Source organism: uncultured Leptotrichia sp. (assembly GCF_938036635.1).
Lineage (GTDB): Bacteria > Fusobacteriota > Fusobacteriia > Fusobacteriales > Leptotrichiaceae > Leptotrichia > Leptotrichia hongkongensis.
The window spans coordinates 1-1,081 of sequence record NZ_CALHQO010000187.1 but is presented as its reverse complement, the minus strand read 5'-3'; the positions used below and the strand labels follow the sequence as shown (position 1 = coordinate 1,081).

General features: G+C 22.8%; 1 protein-coding gene. It reads left to right on the top strand.

What is annotated here, in order from left to right:
* Nucleotides 1-80: 80 nt before the first annotated feature.
* A partial coding sequence (locus Q0370_RS03700; protein ID WP_299572281.1) for a Fic family protein occupies nt 81-1,081 on the top strand: 1,001 nt, incomplete at its 3' end.

The window sequence follows — 1,081 nt, the reverse complement described above, 5'->3', positions numbered from 1 at the left end:
TAATATTAACTTAAAAAACTTTATTTTTTTAGAAATATAAGGTATAATATGATAAATATTTAAAAAAATAGGAGTTTTTTATGAATAATTATTTGGAGTTGTCAAAATTATACTATCAAAAAGCTAATATTGAAGAAGAATTGAATAAAAGACTTGAAAATCCATGTGTTTATAAAACTTCCTTATATATTTCGCCAATTTTACGGGGAGAGAGAGTTTCAGAGGAAGTGGAATTGTTTTTTTTACCAATAAAAAATGTATTAATATTACAAGATGAAATAATTCAAAATAGTAGAGATATTTTAAATTTGTCTAACGAACTGCCTGAAGTGGCTTTAAATTATTGCGTAAGAGAAATTATGGTTAATGAAATAATAAAAAGTAATGGGATTGAAGGAGTTCATACAACAAAAAAAGATGTGTATGATAGCATGAATTCTAATAAAAAATATAGATTTTCAGGAATTATAAAAAAATATAAGCAAATAACAGAAAATAAGATTCAAAAAATTAATTCTGCAGAAGAAATACGAAAAATATACGATGAAGTTTTTAGTGAAGAAATTGTAATTAATCCAGAAAACAAATTAGATGGGAAATTATTTAGAAAAGGTATTGTTCATATTACAATGGGAATGAAAAATGTTCATTTAGGCGATACAACGGAAGAACTAATATTGGAGCACATTGAAAAACTGATAGAATTTATGAATAGAAAAGATATAAATTTTTTATTAAAAGCATGCATTACCCATTATTATTTTGAATATATACATCCATTCTATGATGGGAATGGTAGATTTGGTAGACTTATTTTTTCAATGTATTTAGCTAGAAAACTTGATATATTTACAGGATTGTCATTGTCTTACTCAATTTTTTCAGAAAAAGAAAAATATTCAAAATTATTTTTAAATACATCTAAACCTAAAAATTTTGGAGAAATAACATTTTTTCTTATAGGGATTATGGAATTGATAAAAAAAGGACAAGAAAGTATAATTAAAATGCTGATGGATAGAATAGAAAAATTAAAATATTCAAAAGATTATTTAGATAAATTAGATTTAGATAATTTAAA